The sequence below is a fragment of the Saccharospirillum alexandrii genome, from assembly GCF_043641555.1.
Taxonomy (GTDB): domain Bacteria; phylum Pseudomonadota; class Gammaproteobacteria; order Pseudomonadales; family Natronospirillaceae; genus Saccharospirillum; species Saccharospirillum alexandrii_A.
Genome location: NZ_JBHZRJ010000003.1, coordinates 253505 through 272352 on the forward strand (window position 1 = coordinate 253505; position 18848 = coordinate 272352).

Here is an 18848-nt window from a genome sequence, read left to right on the forward strand (position 1 = left end):
AACAAACAGGGTAAGGTCAGGACGCTGCGGGTCGTGCTGCCGCGCGACGGTCCATCCAGGGTTGGGTGCGGTTGGCAATGGCAACCAGTGACAACATGACGGGCACTTCTACCAATACGCCCACCACCGTAGCCAGGGCCGCACCGGAATGCAGACCAAAGAGGGAAATGGCCACCGCAACGGCCAACTCGAAAAAATTGGACGACCCGATCAGGCAAGCCGGGGCTGCAATGGCGTGCGGCAAGCGCAGCCAACAGGCACCGATAAACGCGATGATAAAGATGCCGTATGTCTGAAGTGTTAACGGGATGGCTATCATGCCAATGGCCAATGGCTGTTCAAGCAGCGTTTGCGCCTGTAAACCAAATAACAGGGTGACTGTGGCCAGCAAACCGAGGATGGACCAGGGTTTTATGGCCGCCAGGAACGACGCCAGATGGTTGGCGTCTCCGCGCCGGTTCAGCCAGTGACGGGTCATGACACCGGCCAGAAGCGGCAGCACAACATAGAGCACGACCGACAACAGCAGTGTCGGCCAGGGCACCTGTATGTCGGTAACACCCAATAAAAAAGCCGCCAGTGGTGCAAAGGCCACAATCATGATGACATCGTTAACCGACACCTGAACCAGGGTGTAATTGGGGTTGCCGCGAGTCAGCTGACTCCAGACAAACACCATTGCGGTGCAGGGCGCCACGCCCAGCAACACCATGCCCGCGATGTATTCAGTGGCGGTGGCCGGATCAACCCAGGGCGCGAAGATCACCCGGAAAAACAGCCAGCCCATGCCCAGCATGGTGAACGGTTTTATCAGCCAGTTGACCACCAGTGTCAGCACCAGCCCTTTGGGCTGATCGGACACCTGTCGCAGCGATGAAAAATCGATCTGCACCATCATCGGGTAGATCATCAGCCAGATGAAAACGGCGATGACGAGGTTAACGTGTGCGAATTCGATTTGGGCGATGCTGGTAAAAGCGCCGGGAAACAACCAGCCAAGTACGGCACCCGCCAGAATGGCCAGCGCTACCCAGAGCGACATGAAGCGTTCAAAAATGCCCATTAGTGTTTGGTTTCCTTAGCGTCAATGGGTGTTGCCGAAGCAGGCGCACAGCATTTGGCCGTGCGTTCGGGACGGTCGCCCATGGCGTTCAAACGCTGGGTGTCTTCCTCGATCCAGCCCGCATTAGCGGCCAGAGTTTCGTCGAGCACGGTAAGGCACCAGTCGGGCACATTCGGGTTGATGGAATAGAACACCCACTGGCTGTCGCGACGGTCCTGCAGCAGGCCACTTTTGCGCAGTTGCGCCAGATGGCGCGAAATTTTCGGCTGGCTTTCCTGCAGCGCTTCGGTCAGTTCGCAGACACAGAGTTCCTGCTGGCTGTGAATCAGCAGCAGGGTGCGCAAGCGGGTGTCTTCGGCCAGGTTTTTGTAGAACGCCAGCGGCGTCAGGCTATGCGGGCGGGCACGAAAAGGCTTGCCCTGAATCAGCAGGAACATCTTGAGGCGTTCGCTCAGTTCAGTCAGGGTGGTTTCAAACGGGCGCAGCCCGGCCCGTGTCACCGGGTCTTCAAAGTCCCAGGCCAGGGTTTGCCGGGTGCCTTGCACCGACTGGCATTCCTGGGTGGCCTTGTTGCACAGGGTAATGACGATGTCGAACGGGTCATCGAGCACATCCCCCAAGGCTTTGGAACGCAGCCCTGCTGTCGAAATACCCGCGCCCTTCAGGGCTCGCAGCGCCCGCATGTCCGCCTGGCTGGGTTCGAGCCCGGCGCTGAACACCTGGTAGCGGTCGCCGGCCATATCCCGCATTAGGGCTTCGGCCATTAATGAGCGGGCTGAGTTGGCGGTGCAAATAAAGAGAACGCGTTGTTTCTGGCTCATGGTCGGGGCTCAGCAAACGTTAAGTGCGTTAGATCATATATATGAAAAACCATATGTCAATGCGCGGCCTGCATCGGAGCTGAACGCACAAACGAACCGCCGTTGACCGAAACGCCGTGTTGCTCGCGGCTGGCGGAGGGTCTGCGTATGATGGACGCCTCTATGCATTCAACGCTGTCAGGCCCCCATGATTACAGACCCGATTTTCTATTTTCTCGCCATTCCCGCAACGCTGTTGTATGGCATTTCCAAAGGGGGAATGGGGGGTGGCCTGGGCATTGTCGCGGTACCGATGATGGCGCTGGTCATCTCACCCAGCCAGGCTGCGGCCATCATGCTGCCCATCCTGTGTGTCATGGATCTGTTCGCGGTCTGGGGGTTCCGGGGTGTTTACGACAAGCCCAACCTGCGCATCATTCTGCCGGCATCGCTGGTCGGGATCGGTGTGGGGGCCGCGACTTATCAGTATTTGTCCGATGATCACATCAAGCTGGTTGTTGGGGTGATCGCCCTGGTGTTTGCGCTGAACTGGGTGCTGCAGCAACTGCGCGGCAAGGTGCAGCAAGCCAAGCCTGCCAGCAAAATCGCTGGTTGGATCTATGGCGCAATCGCCGGTCTGACCAGTTTCAGCGTTCACGCTGGTGGCCCACCCATTAACATGTATTTGCTGCCCCAGCAGATGAACAAGACGTTATTCGTCGGTACCACGGTGATCTTTTTTACCGTTGTGAACTACGTGAAACTGGTGCCTTACGCATGGATCGGCCTGCTCGACAGCAGTAACCTGATGACATCGCTGGCACTGGTGATACTGGCACCCATTGGCGTTCGTCTGGGTATGTACATGCATCACCGGATCAACGAAGGCTGGTTTTACTGGATATGCTATGTGCTGTTGGTCGCGGCAGGCGGCAAGCTGATGTACGACGGATTGGCAGGGCTCATGCAGTAAGCAGGCGTGCCCGCAGGTCGGCGGGTTCTGCAAAGCGCCTTGATATCTGACGCCAACCACCTACCTTAACAGTCTACTCAACAACCGGAGCGGTGCATTATGGCCAGTGGCTGGGCAGGAGACGGCGCGGTAAACGAACAGATCGAATCCACCGTGAACGATGCCATTGAACGCGTGCGCAACCAAATGCCGACAGGCGACAGTGCCGAGTTCTGCGACGAGTGCGACGCGCCCATCCCCGAGGCCCGGCGCAAGGCCGTGCCTGGCGTGCGTTTTTGCGTGAACTGCCAGGCCGAACAGGATGAGGAAAACGCCGGGCACAGCCTGTATAACCGCCGCGGCAGTAAAGACAGCCAGTTGCGGTAGACCCCTCGGCCCGTCATTACTTCAGGTACAGCACTTTGATGACATGGTAACCAAACTTGGTTTTAACCGGCCCAAGCAGCTCGCCGGGCTTACCATTGAACACGGCCTTATCGAAGGCGGGAACCATGGCCCCGCGCTTGAACTCGCCCAGGTCGCCACCGCGTTTGCCCGACGGGCACGTCGAATGCTGCCGCGCCAGTTTGTCGAAGTCGGCTCCCTGCTTCAGTTTACCGAGCACTTCCTGTGCCTTTTTTTCATCACGCACCAGAATGTGCAATGCGCTGGCATGGGTCGCGCGGGGCTTGCCCCGGGCCGGGGTTGTTAGGGCGTCTTTAATACGGGTTTTCATGAGGTTGCCTCTCACAGTGCCGAAGACCTGCAGTTTACCGTACCTGGACGGCGCTGGCTGTTACTGTGACCAACACAGAGGTTGAAAAAGCACGTTTTCACTATATTATGTAATTCTAATGTAATAAGCCTCAGGTGAAGGAGTTTTTATGATTTTCAGACAGCTTTATGACGCGACCTCTTCGACCTATACCTATTTGCTGGGCGATGAAACTTCCCGCGAAGCCATGTTGATCGACCCCGTATTCGAGCAAGTGCAGCGCGACCTGGCGCTGGTTCGGGAATTGAAGCTCAACTTGAAACTGGTGGTCGATACCCATGCCCATGCCGACCACATCACCGCCGCCTGGGTGTTGAAGCAAAAGTCGGGTTGCCTGATTGCCTCGGGAGAAGCTGTACAAGCTGAGAACGTAGACATCCCGATTAAAGACGGCCAGTCTTTCGGCGTGGCCAACCTATCGTTGCAGGCTCGCTCGACACCCGGCCATACCAGCGGTTGCATGACGTTTGTGCTGGAAGACAAGAGCAAGGCCTTTACCGGCGACGCTTTGTTGATTCGCGGCTGCGGTCGCAGTGATTTTCAACAGGGCGACCCGGCCAGACTGTACCAGTCGATCAACGAGCAGATATTCACGCTGCCCGACGACTGCACCATTTACCCGGCACACGACTACAACGGCCGTACCTGTACTTCGGTCGCCGAGGAGAAAGAGTTTAACGCTCGCGTCGGCGGCGACTCTAATGAGCATGACTTTGTCGGCTATATGAACGCGATGCAGCTGCCACATCCGAAAAAAATCGATGAAGCCTTACCGAACAACCTGCGTTCGGGAAAACCCGAAGATGGCAAGCTCCCGGAAGAACAGGACTGGGCTGACCTGCGCATGACCCTGGCCGGTTTCCCCGAAGTGGAACCCGAGTGGGTAATTCAGAACCAGCCCTCCGTCATGATTCTGGACGTGCGAGACGAGAACGAATCCGTCGAGCCGGAGTTGAAGGCGCTGGATAATCTACTGCATATTCCGCTCGATCAGTTACGCGATCGCGTTGGTGAAGTGCCAACTGACAAACCTGTCGTCACTCTGTGCCGCTCCGGTAAACGGTCGTCTTTGGCGATTGGCATTTTAAAAGAAGCGGGTCACGACAAAGTGGCCAATGTTCGAGGGGGAATGTTGCAGTGGCCCACCGCTCAGTAGTTGGAGCGCGGGTGATACCGGCGCCTGTGACTGGGCGCTGGGTGGCGCATCCGTTTGGTGAAACCTTTGTCGATGTACCACGGCTCGCTCAGAATAAGTGGTTATCCCACGCCCAGGCCGAAGTGCCCCGGGCACCGATCGCGTAGTCCGAATTCGGGTCCAGCCACACCCAGTCACCGGTGCCACTGCTGACCAGGAACCCGCCGTCGTCGGTGGGTTTGACGCCTGACGCATCGTACAGGTCAATTCCTCGAATAACGCGCCCGCTGCGGCCATCCAGTACCACCACCAAGCCACCATGTGGTGCGGTGACCACAACGATGTCGGACGCGGGTTGCACGGCGATACTGGCGAGATAATGGTTCAGTCTGGATTGCAGCGGGGCCGGCAACGTCATCTCTGTCCATTGGCCGTTGTGGTGTTTGCCGATTAACGGTGGCTGTTGCCATTCAGGCCCCTGGTACTGGCAAGCCACGTAGGTGACCGCATCATTCGATACAGCCAGGTGTCGACAGCTCAGTTGTGCATCGGAGGGGCGATGGCGCGACAGTTCTTGCCCGGTGAGGCGGTCGAGAAACAGCAACGCCGGGTCCATCTTGTCGAGATTCAATTTAACGCGATCGTAATCCGGATGAGTTCGTATGCCCCCGAGTGCGACGATCAGTTGAGTACCATTCGGGCTGACTTCGAGTTGATGGGGGCCGATGCCGTCGAGTGCCCAGGTGTCTGTCCGGCGGTAGTTTTCGTGGGCATCGAATACGGCGATGCGGCCCTGGCCCGATGCATAGTGACTGGCCGTTGCGTACAGGAATCGGCCATCGGGGCTGAACACGCCATGGCCGTAAAAATGTTCTTCGGCTTCCGGCAAACGCGACTGCTGAATCTCACCGGTTGCACTGTTGAGTACCTGAAAAGACCACCCCGGTCGTCTTTCAAACAACACCACGTCATTGCCGTTAGGTGAGGTACAGCCACCGTGGCAGCGCGCAGTAAAAGGTGTCGCCCAAACGGTTTCTGCCTGGTGATTCACCGCCGCTAACGCATAGCCGCCCTCAGGCAGGCGTACCGCACCCAGCGCTGCAATGGCGTCGGGCAAAGCAGTGGCCCAGCTCAGTGGCATCAGGCCAGTTGCCAGCAGGCAATGAACGCTGCCTGTCAGCAACGCTCGTCGATTCATCGGTGCCGGTGGGGTCTTTTCCATTAAGCCATTAATCGCCATCGCTTGAATTGAAACCCTGGCGAATGCCCAGGGCAACCGCCGCCTGAAGGGTCAGCGTTTGTTCGAGTTGCTGCACGGAAATGTAGAGGTTTTGCAGCCGGGCATAGCGTTGATCGTCTTCAAGGACAGACGCCAGGTCATCTGGCAGGGCATCAAACCGTGCCAGTGTTGCTTGAAACTGGTCAGTGAGGTCGTTGGCGATGCCGAGCTGATCGGCGTGTTCCAGTTCCCGGATCAGGCCCGGTAAAAAATAGCGTTGCAAGCCCGACAACGAGGCTTCTGCCGCGGCCAGCGACTGACCACTGCGCCAGGCATCGCCCGCGTAAACCAACCGGCGTTGTGAGGAGCCCAACCCCATGGGTTCGCCGAGCCGCTTCTGAACCAGAATGTCCAGAGCGGTCATGGCCGAACGGACGGTCGTGGCCGTGTAGCTGTCGGTTGCCTGGTAGTGTTCAGCCAGCGCCTGCCAGTCTGCAGACAGGTCAGTGGCGTTGTCTTTTACCACCGTTGCCGTGGCCTGAAGAAGGGCGCAACTGCGAACACCGGGCAGTGCCTGTTCTGTTTGATTGAAGGGCGCATCAAACAGCAGGTACTCAAGCATCGGGAACCCTTCAGCGGCGACGCCAGAATCGGTAACGCGCTGTCGATTTATCGGTGCATCGGCCGACAGCAATTGACGGGCTTTGGTGCCCACCAGGTTTTTCGGGTCTGGCCAGAATTGCAATTGCCAGGCTCGGCTGTCGAGTTCAATCGGCCCGAAGTCGACAAAGCGAACCGCTTGCCAGTTGGAAAAAGCTTCGCGCCACTGAGATTCAAGCGATTGTCTAGTGTGCTCGCTTGGTACGTCGCAGTAGCGAGTGGCCGTATCACTCAACGCCTGTGCCGATGTTGCTAAAGCCTGGTAGCCAACGGCAATATTCTCATGCCAGAGCGCGCGAGCGTTTTGCTCTGCAGGCTCATTCTGTGGTTCGGCGGTGGCGACCGATAGGGTCTGTGCGCTCAGCAGGGCGCTGAGAAGGACTGCCCGACATAATGAGTGCCGCATTAGAGTGACTCCAGGAACCGAATGAGGTCAGACCGGTCAGAAGACGGCCACGACGAATACGCGTTACGAGCCGATTCGGCCTCGCCACCATGCCATAAAATGGCTTCCTCCAAGGTGCGGGCGCGGCCATCGTGCAGGAACCCGGCCAAAGGATTAACGTGCTGTGCCAGGCCAATGCCCCACAAAGGTGGCGTGCGCCATTCCTGACCCGTAGCGAGAAACTCAGGCCGGTTATCGGCCAATTCGGGACCCAGGTCGTGCAGCAGTAAATCCGAGTAGGGCCAGATAGACTGATTGCTTAGCTCGGGGCGCTGCTCAATCTGTGCCGTTTGATGATTGGGCGTATGACAGGCGGCACAGCCTGCGTCGTTAAAGCGTTGTGCCCCGCGCTGAACGGCCGGGTCGTCCATGGCCCGTCGTTTGGGAACGGCCAGGCTGCTGGCATAGAACTCGATGAAGCGAGCAATGTCATCCGACACCTCGGGCGAGCCTCCGTCAATAAAGCCCAGGCACCCCTGGGAAGGCGTGCAGTCGGTGTTGGGGAGCAAGGTGGATGTTAGGCCCATATCACCCGCGAACGCCCCCATGCTTTGCTGAAGCACGGTGGGCTCGCCGGCTTTCCAGCCGAATCGGCCAACCCGGGTGCTTTGGCTGGCCCGATCCCACACCTGGTTAAGGCGCCCGGAAATACCGTTTTGATCGCGGTCTTCCGGGTCGGCCAGGGCGCGCAGCCGGGCTTCCGGTATGGCCGCCAATAAGCCCAGGCCGATCATCGGCGGGGCGACCCGCGGTGATGTCATCAGGTCGTCAGACAACTCACCATAGGCCAAATTGTCAATGTGATAGTGCGGCTGCCTCAGCGTTACGCGGGTGCCATCTTGCAGGGTAACCGCTTGTTCAGAATGGGTGATGCGCAGATCGGCCTCCGGGGTCAGGCCGGGCAGGGAGGCGGTTTGAAGCTGGCCGCCATAGACCGGGTCTGGAATGAGCCCCTGAGTGATCAGCCGATCCTGATCGGTTGCCGGGTCGGCGGGAATCGACAATCGCAAAAATAAGGATACCGGAGTATCGCCGGGGGGTGGAGGATGGCCGCGCCCGTCTTTGATGTGACAGCCCTGGCAGCTGTTGGTGTTGAACAACGGCCCCAGCCCGTCCCGGGCATCGGTGCTGGCCGGGGCCTGAACCCAGGGGTTGCGGAAAAAACTGTTGCCGACGCTGAAATCCAGACGACGCGTCATGGACATGGCGGCATTGGGCAACGAAAACGCATTGTGATCGGTCTGCGCAACACTGCCGCTCCCACCTGAATCTGCGTTGGTTTGTATCGGTGAATCACTGGCCACTGCAGGCACGGAGAGCAGGCTTGAAAGGAGCAGGCTGGTCAGGGTCTTGAATTGGAAGGTCACTGGAAAATCCCGGTTATTACAAAACCACAAAAGGCCGGGGGTGGTGACACCCCCGGCCTAACTCTTGCTAAGGCTGTTTTTTAGAACGCGTGACCCGCATCATCGGGTTGCAGATCATTCACGCCGACCGACAGCGCGACTTGCTCGATGGAATAGGTTTGCGCAACCAACCCTTGAATGGCGGTATTGATCAGCGTGCTTCCAGCCTGGTTACCGGGCTCAATCATCTGATCGAAAGCCATTGGGTTCGATGGGGCTTCAGCGGCCGATTTAATGGCACCCAATGCTGCCATGGACGTTTCAAGTTGTTGGCGCAATGTCGCATCCAGTTCAGGTTGATCGGCGGCGACCAGGTCCGACAATGACGGGCCTTCAACGAGTTTGCCGTCGATGGTCTGATAGGTGCCGGTATAGACATTGACGACGCCCAGGCCGTTGTAATAATGCGAGTTATGGGTGTTGTCGCTGAAACAATCGTGCTCGTCTTCCGGTGAGTTTGCTTCGAGTGCCACCTTCATGCGCTCGCCCGCCAATTCACCCAAAGACAGTGAGCCCATACCAAACAGCATTTTTTGCAAGCCGGTGGTTGCCTCGTCGGCGACCAGAGAGGCGCGATAATTGCCGGCCAGGTTTGGTGACCACTGGTCTGTCATCCATTCCAGGTCGTCGACCAACAAGTCTGTCGCGGCATCGAGATAGGCCCTACGACGATCGCAATGGCCGTTCGTGCACTCGGTGCCGGTGGCATAATCGGTAGCCGGGCGATTGCCGTTACCGGCGTCGAACCCGTTAAGATCCTGACCCCAGAGTAGGAACTCGATGGCGTGGTAACCCGTGGCAACGTTCGCTTCAGAGCCACCAATTTCGTTCAGGTCGGCCAGTACCTGAGGGGTGAACGTATTGACCGTTAGCGCCTCACCACCGACCGTTAACCGGCTGTTCGCGACCAGGTTGGCGGATGCCCCTTCGTTGCCCAGTTCATATTGGTAGTTCGTGGTTTCGACGTAGTCGATGAGGCCTTCGTCCAGCGGCCAGGCGTTAAGTTGGCCTTCCCAGTCATCGACAATCGCATTGCCGAAACGGAACACTTCACTTTGCTGGTAGGGTGCCCGTGCGGCAAGCCAGGCTTGTTTCGCGCTGGCCAGGGTTTGTTCGGTCGGGTTGTCGAGCAGGGCATCGACCGCTACATCCAACCGCTGTGCGGTGGTGAGCGCATCCTGATAGGTCGCCAGGGCAAGGTCTGCATAATGGTTGACGACCGTTTCGGGGGTTGCGGGTGTGTGTGCTGTCCCTGTGAGAGTGCTGCATCCCGCCAGATACAGGCTGGCAAGTGCCGTGGCGATTGCCAGAGGCTGAGTGGGGCTCATGCTGGGTTCCTTGTGTGGTTGTATCGTATCAATGATGCTATTGGTAATGATAATAATTATCAAGTCTATGCTAAGAGCGTACCACCGTGCAAGTTGGATGGCCGTGTTATTGAGGCAGGGTTGGGTGTTGTGGGCGGGAAGTTGTTATCGCGCTGGTGAAATCAGTGGGTCGACCAAGCACCCAGAGGTTAAGGGGCGGGGGAGGTCTAGTGGCTCAGGTGCTGTCTGATTTCAGGTAGCCAGTACGCATCGATCATGGTGACAAAGGCATCGCTCATGTCTGTGTTCTTCAACGCGATTATTCTAACGGAAGGGTCGGCCAGTCGATTGATGGCAAGGGCTGCATCGGCATTCTGGTGAATAATGGATTGCACCAGCCCATTCTCGTAGGCCGACTGCAGGATGAACTCCAGTTGGTCTTTCAATTCCGGTTTACAGGGGTTCACATACAGTACCGTTGCCAACGGGTACAACATAACGACCGTGTTCAACAACTGAAGATCATTGCTTCGTTGTCGAATTTCAAGCTGGGCTTCCTGGAGCCCGCGTTGAAATACATCAAACCGGCCCTGCTCGAGCATCGCCCACAGGTTTTGGTAGTTGGCTTGCGTTACCCGAAACTGGTTCTCCAGCATGATGCGAGTATCGGGCCAGCCACGGCCAGAGCCAATCAACCAGGTTTCTGCCTGCTGTACATCGGCTTCAAGGGCTTCGGCGCGATCAGCGGTGGTGACAAAGCCGCGCAACCCCAATAGCCCCATGGTCAGCGGGAAGTTGACCTGCAACAGCCGCTGCTCACGCCCGGTATCATAACCACTGAAATAGACGTCAAAATCAGCCGAGCAGGATTCCAGCATGCGCAGCGCACGGGGCTGGTTCATCGAGGTGGTATCCACCCATTGCAGCTGGCTATTCTCGCCGTACTCGGCAATCGATTGCTCCAGTATGGAAATCACCAATTCAAACGGTTCGGTATCCGAATGCTCCTGAGCGACGCGGATATCCTGAGCGCGGGTGGGTGCCGCAATGAACAGAACACAGACTACAACCAGTGCAACGAGTGAGACTGGAGTGCTGCGCACTTGTGCGAAAGGGGTGGCCATTGATGTGGGGTTCCGGTGTTTGCTTCCGAGCCTAAGAGTAGATGACTTAGGGCGCAGTGGTAAAGCGTGTTGAGAATGCATTGGAACTGATGGCGACTAGTTGTTGGACGTGGCCAATTGAATCTACAGTGGCCTTTTTTAGTATCTCTTTCTGCCGCTCGACCCTGCGTAATTGGGCTTCCAGCTCCTGGATCCGCTGTTGTTCAGGCGTAATAGCTCGGCCTCTGAGGGGTGTCTGGCCGCCTCGTTCGAGCCGTAACTGATCAACCCAGGGGCGCATAACCGATACGTTGACATCCATCGCCTTGCCAGCCCCTTGCTTGAATTCGCTTGTGAATGAACGTCTCTTCAAGTAACACCTCACTGTTGAGTGATCGTTCATCACTCTTATTGGGTGTCCAGGATCATTGGGCCACAACAGTTTGCTGGACTCCCTCAGGAAGGGTTTTATACTAAATACTAAGATTAAAGGGAAAATCAGATCTTATGAGAGTAATTGCAATCGACGCCTGAAGATGTCCTCTGTGAGTTTTTGATTTTACGGTGCCAATTTATAGTGCTTTGCTAACTAAAGGCCGATTGAATTCTATACCTCTTTCGCGGTATAAATATCGAGGTCTTTGCTCTTAGCCTCATACATTGCAGCATCGCTCGCACTCAAAAGTTGCTCTATCGAACTTCCATGATCAGGGTATATTGCAATACCAACACTGGCGCCTACATATAAGAGGCAGCTACCTATATCAATAGGTATTGATATCTCTCTGACGAGACGCTCTGCTAGATTGATGTACTCGTCAACGGTGTTTAGCCCTTGGATTATTAGAATGAATTCATCACCTCCAATCCTGGTGACTGTGTCGATAGATCGAACTATGGACTCCATTCGGTGAGCAATGATCTGCAGCACTCTGTCTCCAACTGCATGTCCGTAAAGGTCATTTACCGGTTTAAATTTGTCCAGATCGAGGAAAAAGCAACCAAATCGCTGATTGTTTCTGCTGGCAGTACTTATCGCAATCTTAAACCGGTCAGCTAATAGTAGCCGGTTTGGTAAGCCTGTTAACGCATCATGGCCTGCGTTGTGTCGTAGTAGTTCTTCCTGTGACTTTCGCTCATTGAAATCACTCATGCTCAGAATGAAGTGATTAGTCGTAATTTCACTTTGGTAAACGCGGGTAACAGATGCCCAGGTGGTTTGAATTGCACCTTTTTTATCCCTAAGCCAAAACTCTCCCGTCCATTGCCCAGATTCTTCAAGCTCTGACCAAATCTCAGATCCAAAAATAGTCTCAGATGGGCTGTTTACGGTAATGGTTTCTGCAGATTTTCCGATCCAACTGGATTGATCACTTTTGGTTAGAAGCTCAAATGACTTGTTCAGATCTATAATGACACCAAGTTCATTGATGATTACTATTGACTCACTGCTATACTGAAAGACAGTTGACCACAGCTTAAGCAGGTCTTCGCGTTCAATTCGATCGGTGACATCTGAGCAAGAAATAATAACAGCAGGAGATTCGGGTGTTGGCGGTATTTCACTCAAAACTGGTCGCGAGTTAAATGAAATCCATTGCGTCTTTTGGTTCTGCGCGGATGGGACGCCCAATAGAACCTGAGTATAACTTTTCCCGGTCTTTAGCGTTAGTGAGCTCGGAAACTCTGAAGGGGGGCATCGATCACCGCTTGGGTAGATAAATTTATCTATCAATCCTTCAAGTGATTCTTGACATTTTTTTGCATCTAAAAAGGGTAGTATAACGGTTGCTTGTGAGTTTATCGTAACAATTTCACCGGAAGCATTGAGTACAACAATGCCTTCCACCAAGCTCTCCAATGAGGTCCTGTATACTGCTTCGTTCCGACTTAGTACTTCTTCCAGGTCTTGTTGCTCAGTTACATCTCTTGATGTGGTGTGTAGTTCAACAACCAGACCATCTTCGTTTTTGATCGGCTGCGTTAATGTTTCAAACCAAATGTAATGCCCATCAGCATGGCGGATCCGATAACGGATTAGTATGTTTCCATCGCCTTTTAGTGCTTTAACGTGTGTATCATTACGAATTGAGAATTGATCGTCAGGATGAAATAAAAGGTATGGGTCCGTACCAATCAGTTCTTCAGGTGAATATCCCAGGGTTCTTGTAGAAGATGGGCTGACCCACTTATAACGACCATCTGGAGAATGTAGCGCAACTAAGTCGCTCATATTTTCTGCAAGTCTGCGGTAAAACTCTTCGCTCGGGTTCATCGAGCATTACCTCTAACCGCACTTTATTTTTGTGTTGTAGCCAAGCTTAGTTTAATTGTACTCATTAAGCCACTGCCTAGGACGATTGCGACTTGTGCGAATATAGTGCTGGCTGCTATTACTACTATTTGAACAGGGTCACTTTTTTTCCATCCAGATGGTCTTGCGTTATACGTAACATAATAATGTACTAATATATTGCTATTGTAAGGTGACTTAGTACCTTCACTTTTTCGGTGGAAAATAACAAAGCGATTGTGTTGAGTATCATTAGTCCAGGCTTGCGGTTTGCCCCAGGTAATCCGCCGGATACCCAACGCAGCCGGGTTAATAGTCGCGAAGTCGATAGCCTAATTCCTGGCCCGTAACTTATTCCCAGTTCCATTCTGCTGGCCATTCATCCCAGAACCAGATGCCCAACCAGGGCGGGAAGTGGAGGCGTGAAGTACCGTCGTCGGCCCGGTGGGAGGCTCTAGTTAAGTCGTCTTTCAGTAGGTTGGGGTTGCACACTAGCACTGGTACGTCGGCCTTGGCGCCTTTGTAGAGAGCGATACGGCTGGTCAGACGTTAGCGGGCGCAGCGCTACCACCACTTATAGGCGTTGTCGGTCACGCCGTCTTTCCACTGGTGTCGACTATGGTCAGCCGGATGCTCAGTTCCTGGCCTTCCACACTGGTAGGGCCTTTGGAGACTCACATTAGGTGGCCATCAAAAGTTAGTTTTTGATTGTTTTTTAATGATGAGCTGGGGTAGGTGCCCAGAGAAGGTTGTTTAGGGCGGCAAAGGTACTCAAAAGGTGAATTGCAGGAAAGGGCGACTTCATAACTAACACGCAGTTCGAATCATTTATTACCACGCACAAAAAAGCCCGGCATAAGCCAGGCTTTTCTGCTAAATCTTGATGGTGCCCAGAGGCGGAATCGAACCACCGACACGGGGATTTTCAGTCCCCTGCTCTACCGACTGAGCTATCTGGGCATGTTCGTGGTGCTCGGCGTGCCGTGCGTCTCGAACGAGGCGTATTAAACGAATTTTCCGTTTTGGCGTCAACCTTTTTTGGTTTAAATCTTTGATTTTTTTAAAGATTCCCGGGTTTTGGCTAGATTATGAACAGCGCAGTGCGAGCTGGCTGCGGGTCACTCTGGTACGTAGCCTTCGGCCTGGTCATAGTCTTGCCCGCTGAGGAATCGGTCCATCTGCTCCATCAGGTATTTGCGCGCGGCCGGGTCGGTCATGGTGAGGTGCTTTTCGTTGATCAGGCGCGTTTGGTGGGCTTGCCACTCTTCCCAGGCTCGTTTGGACACGTTGTCGTGGATGTCCTGGCCTTTGGGGCCGGGGTAGGGGGCTTTCTCCAGGCCTTCGAGTTCCTGATCGTATTTGCGGCAATGTACGGTACGGGTCATTGGATGTCCTTCGTTCGAGGTTCGAGTTTCGACGCTGAGTGTTGCTGGTTCAGAACAACCGACCCAGCAAGGCTTTCACCGGGGCGCTGAGGCCAACCTGGCTGGCGATGCCGGGATGGTACCAGAGGCCAGCATTGCTCGCAGCCTCGTGCACGCTGCCTGGGATGCTGATCAGGGGTACGAACAGAGGGTGAATGTTGAGGTGGTAGTGGCTGAAGGTGTGTCGAAACGGTGCCCAGTCTTCGATATCCGGATCCAGGCCGGCCAGTGCCAGGTGTTGCTCGGCCTGATCTCGGCTTTCGAACTGAGGGAAACTGTGCAAACCGCCCCAGATGCCGTTTTGGGGACGTTTTTCCAGGTAGACCTCCCCGTTGGGTGCGCTCAGTATCAACAGCCAGGTGTCTCGGGTGGGTTTGTCTTTCTTCGGCTTTTTGGCGGGTAGCTCGGCGGTGCGGCCTTGCTGGTAGGCTTTGCATTGCGTTTGTAGCGGGCAGGTATCGCAGGCGGGTTTGCTGCGGGTGCAGACCATGGCACCCAGGTCCATCATCACCTGGTTGAAGTCGGTGACGCGTGCTTCGGGGGTCAGGTGTTCGGCCCATTCCCACAGCTGTTTCAGGTTGGCGGTGGTGGCGGGCCAGCCTTCAAGGGCAAAGAAGCGGCTCAGTACCCGTTTGACGTTGCCATCGAGTATGGGGGCGTAGGTGCCCCGGCTCAGGCTTAGAATCGCCCCGGCGGTGGATCGACCAATGCCCGGCAGTTCGCTGACGCTCTCTACCGTTTCGGGAAACTGGCCATTGTGCCGGTTCACCAGCGTGTGTGCGGCTTTGTGCAGGTTGCGGGCGCGGGCATAATAGCCGAGGCCGGTCCAGTGATGCAGGACTTCGTCTTGTGGGGCATCGGCCAGGGCTTCGACGGTCGGAAAGCGTTCCATGAAGCGCTCAAAGTACGGGATGACGGTGGCCACCTGCGTTTGCTGCAGCATGATCTCGGAAATCCACACCCGATACGGCGTTTTGGCCTGTTGCCACGGCAGTGTTTTACGACCGTGGTGGTCATACCAGTCAAGAACCTGGTGTTGAAACCAGCTCGCGTCGCAATGCATCTATCCACTCCAGGTTACGGCGTAAAAGGGTCAGGTCGTCGTTCAGTGGGGTTGTCCAGTCGGGCACGCCAATGAGCCCCAGGCCAGGCCAGGCACCGGTGAGTGCGCCAAAGCCGTATGACTGTTCGGGCGCGTTCGCGGTTTGGATGACCCAGTCGCCATCGGTCAGCGTCCACCGCTGGTTGGCTGGTGTCAGCGCCAGGCTTGCGGCACTGAGGTTGTGGCTGCGTTGCTGGTTGTCTTGGGTGATGCCCAGTAGCAGTTTGGGTGCCTGCCAGTGCCAGTCATTGTCGCTTACTGTTGCGTCACCTTGAAGGGTGGCGGTGAGGTCGGAAGGCGTTGCGCCGAGGGTTTCTGAGCGCAGTGAAATCGCCCAAGAGCCGGACAATTGCCCGTTGTTGAGCGTTAGGTCCTGCCCCTGGGTGCCCAGCCGATAAGTGGTATCGGGGTCGCGACCGCTGAACGCCAGCGCTGAATCCAGGCCGGAAAACGCCCAGCCGTCGGTCGTGTGACGAACAGAGTCCAAACCACCCGCCCATTCAAGCCCATTCGGGAATTCGGTGCCAAGTGGCTGGCGGGCACTGTGCCAGGATAGGAAGTCGATCGCCAGTTGGGCACCACTGATGCGGGCCTCGCGCCACTGACCGGTCGCGGTTCCGGGCCAGGGGCCGGAGGTGAACTCGGAACTGACTTTGGCCTCGCTGATGCGTACGGCCGCGTCGTGCCACTGCACAACGGCTTCAGCGGTCGCCCGGGCGCGGATGGCGTTGTAGGCCCATTGGGTGGTGACCTGGGCGTTATAGCGGTTGCTGCTTCCCCGGCGTTCGAACACGGCGGCCAGTTGTGTGATTTCCAGATTACCACGGACCAGGTTGCTGCCGTTCAGGACAAGCCGTTGTGGGGCGAGGGCATCAAGCAGGCGGGTAAAGCCGGTGAGCGCGTCGGCATTGCCCGGGCTGCGGCTGAACCAGAACCCATCGGTAATGTGCAGGGTCTCAATCTGAGGTTGGCCGATTAACACCGACACCGGGTTGAGGTCGACCTGAATTGTCGACGCGACCCAGTCATTGTTGGCGTTGCTGTAGGCGACGTCGTGCCAGGTGCGGCTGAAGCCCTGGTGCTCACCCGCACTGAAAGTATCGGCTTGCAGGTTGAACCCGGCGTCGTTGAGTTGCTCTACGAGCCAGGGTTCGGGCGCCCAGCTGAGTGCCCGCACCCCAATGGCGATCAGTATCAACACAAAAACGCCGGCCAGACCAAGGCCCAACCGGCGTGCGAGGGGAGTTGTCATTCCGTTGTCAGTCTTCCAGCATGTCCAGGTTGCGCACCGCGCCTTTGTCGGCGCTGGTTGCCAGCAGGGCGTACGCCTTCAATGCGCCGGTAACCTTGCGCTTGCGTGGCTCTGCGGGTTTCCAGGCCTGGGCGCCCCGGTTGGCCATGTCGGCGCGGCGTTCCGCCAGAACGGCATCGGACACATCGACGTTGATGGACCGGTTGGGAATGTCGATGACGATGTCGTCACCGTCTTGAATCAGCGCAATGGCGCCTCCCGCGGCGGCTTCGGGCGACGCGTGGCCAATCGACAGGCCGCTGGTGCCACCCGAGAAACGACCGTCGGTCAGCAAGGCGCAGTCTTTGCCCAACCCTTTGGATTTCAGATAACTGGTCGGATACAGCATTTCCTGCATGCCCGGGCCACCTTTGGGGCCTTCGTACCGGATGATCACGACATCACCGGCCTTGACCTGGTCGTCAAGAATGCCAGCGACGGCTGAATCCTGGCTTTCGAAAATGCGGGCTTTGCCGGTGAAGGTCAGAATGCTCTCATCGACGCCTGCGGTTTTAACCACGCAACCATCTTCGGCGATGTTGCCGTACAGCACGGCAAGGCCGCCTTCCTGGCTGTAAGCGTTTTCAGCACTGCGAATGCAGCCCTTCTGGCGGTCGCCATCGAGCGTTGGCCAGCGGGTTGATTGGCTGAAGGCTTCCTGGGTGGGTATGCCCGCAGGGCCCGCGCGGAAGAACTGCTTAACCGCCGAGTCGTCGGTGCGCATGATGTCCCACTGGTTCAGGGCATCGGCCATGGTTTTGGAATGGATGGTCGGCAACTGCGAGTGGAGTAAACCGGCACGGTCCAGCTCGCCGAGAATGCCGTAGACGCCACCCGCCCTGTGCACGTCTTCCATGTGGTAGTTCGGGTTGTTTGGCGCCACTTTGCACAGTTGAGGAATCTGACGCGAGAGCCGGTCGATGTCTTTGAGCGAGAAGTCGATCTCGCCTTCCTGAGCGGCCGCCAGCAGGTGCAAAATGGTGTTGGTTGAACCTCCCATGGCAATGTCGAGTGCCATGGCATTTTCGAACGCCTGAAAGTTGGCAATGTTGCGGGGCAATACCGACTCGTCTTCGCCTTCGTAGTAGCGCTTGGCAATCTCGACGATGCGGTGGCCTGCCTCTTCAAACAGTCGGCGGCGGTCGGAATGCGTGGCCAGGGTGCTGCCATTACCGGGCAGTGAAAGGCCAATGGCTTCGGTCAGGCAGTTCATGGAGTTGGCGGTGAACATGCCGGAGCAGGAGCCACAGGTCGGGCAGGCGCTGCGTTCGTATTCGGCGACAGTCTCGTCGTCGGCGCTGTCGTCAGCGGCGATCACCATGGCGTCGACCAGATCGAGCCCGTGATCGGCCAGTTTGGTCTTTCCGGCTTCCATCGGGCCGCCCGAAACGAAGATGACAGGGATGTTCAAACGCATGGCCGCGTTCAGCATTCCCGGGGTAATTTTGTCGCAGTTGGAGATGCACACCAGGGCGTCGGCACAGTGGGCGTTGACCATGTACTCCACCGAATCGGCGATGATTTCGCGCGAAGGCAGACTGTACAACATACCGTCGTGGCCCATGGCGATGCCGTCATCGACCGCGATGGTGTTGAATTCTTTGGCAACACCGCCGGCTTTTTCGATTTCCCGCGCCACCAGCTGACCCATGTCTTTCAGGTGAACGTGGCCCGGTACGAACTGGGTGAAGCTGTTGGCAACGGCGATGATGGGCTTCTGAAAGTCGTCGTCTTTCATACCGGTGGCGCGCCAGAGGGCGCGGGCGCCAGCCATGTTACGACCGGCGGTGGTGGTTCTGGAGCGATACTCGGGCATGGGGGAGTCCTGTTATTCGTGGTGGCCGCCAGTTGAGCATACCCGGCAGCCACCACT

17 protein-coding genes, 1 tRNA gene and 1 pseudogene are annotated in these 18848 nt (G+C 56.5%); 3 read left to right on the forward strand and 16 right to left on the reverse strand.

The genetic code is table 11. The annotated features are described in order from the left end of the window. Positions 1-16: 16 nt before the first annotated feature. Positions 17-1063 carry an ACR3 family arsenite efflux transporter gene (gene arsB, locus ACHUE7_RS11470; protein ID WP_394170083.1) on the reverse strand — a complete coding sequence of 349 codons (1047 nt, stop codon included), beginning with the start codon at positions 1061-1063 and terminating at the stop codon, positions 17-19. Beyond that, a complete protein-coding gene (locus ACHUE7_RS11475; RefSeq protein ID WP_394170084.1) occupies positions 1063-1884 on the reverse strand; it encodes a metalloregulator ArsR/SmtB family transcription factor in 822 nt (273 codons plus the stop codon). Before ACHUE7_RS11475 ends, arsB begins: the two co-directional genes overlap by 1 nt. A gap of 187 nt (positions 1885-2071) precedes the next feature. Here ACHUE7_RS11475 and ACHUE7_RS11480 point away from each other — a divergent pair, with 187 nt between their 5' ends. Continuing rightward, the gene (locus tag ACHUE7_RS11480; protein WP_394170085.1) at positions 2072-2836 is read left to right on the forward strand and encodes a sulfite exporter TauE/SafE family protein; all 765 of its coding nucleotides are present in this window, start codon (positions 2072-2074) and stop codon (positions 2834-2836) included. A 99-nt stretch (positions 2837-2935) separates the two neighbouring features. Further along, positions 2936-3202, forward strand: a complete 267-nt coding sequence (locus ACHUE7_RS11485; protein ID WP_394170086.1) for a DksA/TraR family C4-type zinc finger protein — start codon at positions 2936-2938, stop codon at positions 3200-3202. A gap of 16 nt (positions 3203-3218) precedes the next feature. Here the strand turns inward: ACHUE7_RS11485 and ppiC are convergent, their stop codons facing one another. After that, positions 3219-3551, reverse strand: a complete 333-nt coding sequence (gene ppiC, locus ACHUE7_RS11490; protein ID WP_394170087.1) for a peptidylprolyl isomerase PpiC — start codon at positions 3549-3551, stop codon at positions 3219-3221. A 148-nt stretch (positions 3552-3699) separates the two neighbouring features. Here ppiC and ACHUE7_RS11495 point away from each other — a divergent pair, with 148 nt between their 5' ends. Further along, on the forward strand, positions 3700-4746 hold the full coding sequence (locus tag ACHUE7_RS11495) for an MBL fold metallo-hydrolase (RefSeq protein ID WP_394170088.1): 1047 nt from the start codon (positions 3700-3702) through the stop codon (positions 4744-4746). Positions 4747-4834: 88 nt separating this feature from the next. Here ACHUE7_RS11495 and ACHUE7_RS11500 read toward each other — a convergent pair whose 3' ends face one another. The 13 genes and pseudogenes from ACHUE7_RS11500 to ilvD form a co-directional block, all read right to left on the reverse strand. Beyond that, on the reverse strand, positions 4835-5947 hold the full coding sequence (locus ACHUE7_RS11500; protein WP_394170089.1) for a DUF1513 domain-containing protein: 1113 nt from the start codon (positions 5945-5947) through the stop codon (positions 4835-4837). A gap of 7 nt (positions 5948-5954) precedes the next feature. After that, a complete protein-coding gene (locus tag ACHUE7_RS11505) occupies positions 5955-7010 on the reverse strand; it encodes an imelysin family protein (RefSeq protein ID WP_394170090.1) in 1056 nt (351 codons plus the stop codon). Continuing rightward, the gene (locus ACHUE7_RS11510; protein ID WP_394170091.1) at positions 7010-8416 is read right to left on the reverse strand and encodes a di-heme oxidoreductase family protein; all 1407 of its coding nucleotides are present in this window, start codon (positions 8414-8416) and stop codon (positions 7010-7012) included. The genes ACHUE7_RS11505 and ACHUE7_RS11510 overlap by 1 nt, the downstream gene beginning before the upstream one ends. 80 nt (positions 8417-8496) lie before the next feature. Beyond that, entirely contained in the window at positions 8497-9783 is a 1287-nt protein-coding gene (locus ACHUE7_RS11515; protein ID WP_394170092.1) for an imelysin family protein, read from the reverse strand. Between the two features lie 206 nt (positions 9784-9989). Beyond that, entirely contained in the window at positions 9990-10886 is an 897-nt protein-coding gene (locus ACHUE7_RS11520) for a hypothetical protein (protein ID WP_394170093.1), read from the reverse strand. A gap of 133 nt (positions 10887-11019) precedes the next feature. Then, positions 11020-11268 (reverse strand): annotated as a pseudogene (locus ACHUE7_RS11525) (transposase); the annotation flags it as partial. 204 nt (positions 11269-11472) lie between these two features. Next, entirely contained in the window at positions 11473-13140 is a 1668-nt protein-coding gene (locus ACHUE7_RS11530; RefSeq protein ID WP_394170094.1) for a diguanylate cyclase domain-containing protein, read from the reverse strand. A 369-nt stretch (positions 13141-13509) separates the two neighbouring features. Then, complete coding sequence (locus ACHUE7_RS11535; RefSeq protein ID WP_394170592.1) at positions 13510-13704, reverse strand: terminase gpA endonuclease subunit; 195 nt, start codon at positions 13702-13704, stop codon at positions 13510-13512. A 338-nt stretch (positions 13705-14042) separates the two neighbouring features. Continuing rightward, positions 14043-14118 (reverse strand) — tRNA-Phe (locus ACHUE7_RS11540). Positions 14119-14276: 158 nt separating this feature from the next. After that, positions 14277-14543 carry an oxidative damage protection protein gene (locus tag ACHUE7_RS11545; RefSeq protein ID WP_394170095.1) on the reverse strand — a complete coding sequence of 89 codons (267 nt, stop codon included), beginning with the start codon at positions 14541-14543 and terminating at the stop codon, positions 14277-14279. 49 nt (positions 14544-14592) lie between these two features. Continuing rightward, a complete protein-coding gene (gene mutY / locus ACHUE7_RS11550; RefSeq protein WP_394170096.1) occupies positions 14593-15645 on the reverse strand; it encodes an A/G-specific adenine glycosylase in 1053 nt (350 codons plus the stop codon). Next, positions 15605-16936, reverse strand: a complete 1332-nt coding sequence (locus ACHUE7_RS11555) for an AsmA family protein (protein WP_394170097.1) — start codon at positions 16934-16936, stop codon at positions 15605-15607. Before ACHUE7_RS11555 ends, mutY begins: the two co-directional genes overlap by 41 nt. A gap of 7 nt (positions 16937-16943) precedes the next feature. Beyond that, positions 16944-18791 (reverse strand): dihydroxy-acid dehydratase, encoded by a 1848-nt coding sequence (ilvD, locus tag ACHUE7_RS11560; protein ID WP_394170098.1) that lies wholly within the window; start codon positions 18789-18791, stop codon positions 16944-16946. Positions 18792-18848: the final 57 nt, after the last annotated feature.